This is a genomic window from Candidatus Palibaumannia cicadellinicola, from assembly GCF_002855795.1.
Lineage (GTDB): Bacteria > Pseudomonadota > Gammaproteobacteria > Enterobacterales > Enterobacteriaceae > Baumannia > Baumannia cicadellinicola_C.
On the sequence record NZ_NJPO01000177.1, the window covers coordinates 1 to 1,237 of the forward strand.

1 protein-coding gene and 1 tRNA gene are annotated in these 1,237 nt (G+C 33.1%); one reads left to right on the top strand and one right to left on the bottom strand.

The annotated features are described in order from the left end of the window. Positions 1-929, top strand: a 929-nt coding sequence (gene serS / locus CEX73_RS03220) for a serine--tRNA ligase (RefSeq protein WP_101627141.1), incomplete at its 5' end; no start/stop codon positions are given. Between the two features lie 57 nt (positions 930-986). On the opposite strand, the gene CEX73_RS03225 is transcribed toward serS, so the two are convergent. Then, a tRNA-Ser gene (locus tag CEX73_RS03225) sits at positions 987-1,073 on the bottom strand. Positions 1,074-1,237: the final 164 nt, after the last annotated feature.

Genomic DNA, 1,237 nt, shown 5'->3' on the forward strand with positions numbered 1-1,237 from the left:
AAGTACAGCGGTGGGGTGAACCACGTAAGTATAATTTTTTAGTACGAGATCATGTCTCATTAGGAGAAATGATTGGTGATATAGACTTTACAGCTGGGGTAAAGTTAACTGGTTCACGTTTTGTGGTTATACGTGGACAAATTGCGCGGTTACACCGCGCACTATCGCAATTTATGTTAGATATACATACTCAACAACATGGTTACCAAGAGTACTATTTACCATATTTAGTCAACCAGACTTCATTATATAGCTCAGGTCATATACCGAAATATGCGGAAGATTTATTTCATATACAACCACTAAGCGAAGACAAACAAACTAGTGTTTATACACTAATACCAACTGCTGAAGTTCCATTAATTAATTTACTTCGTGGTGAAATTTTTGATGAAAATATTTTACCATTAAAAATGACATCCCACACGCCATGTTTTCGTTCAGAAGCTGGTTCTTATGGCCGTGATACTCGTGGGCTCATTCGTATGCATCAATTTGATAAAGTAGAGATGGTACAAGCCATTAAACCAGAACAATCAATGCAGGCTCTAGAAGAGATGACTGGTCATGCTGAGAAAGTACTACAATTGTTAAATTTACCTTATCGTAAAATGTTATTATGCACAGGTGATATGGGATTTTCTTCTTGTAAAACTTACGATTTGGAAGTATGGTTTCCAGCACAAAATAATTACCGTGAAGTTTCTTCTTGTTCTAATATTGGTGATTTTCAAGCTCGCCGTATGCTAGCGCGCTATCGTAGCAAAGATGATAACAAATTGCATTTACTACATACATTAAATGGGTCTGGCTTAGCAGTTGGTCGAACTCTTATTGCTGTATTAGAAAACTATCAACGTGCTGATGGACGCATTGAAATACCAGAACAACTTTTACCATATATGAAAGGATTAGCTTTTATTGGCTAAGATTAAAAATTTTAAAAAAGTAACATTATTACTTTATTACTTTAATATAAGTAATAACGGTGAGAGAGGGATTTGAACCCTCGATACACTTTAATGTAAACACGCTTTCCAAGCGTGCACCTTCAGCCACTCGGACATCTCACCATATAATTATATTATAATATAACTAACCATATAGTCTATCTACTATAGATACTATATTATAGTAAAATATTTATTATTTTTTTATATCTTAATAAAACTATTGTTAATTACTATACATTTTTATAATTATTAAATGTTATATTGTTACTAACAGTATTTTAGTT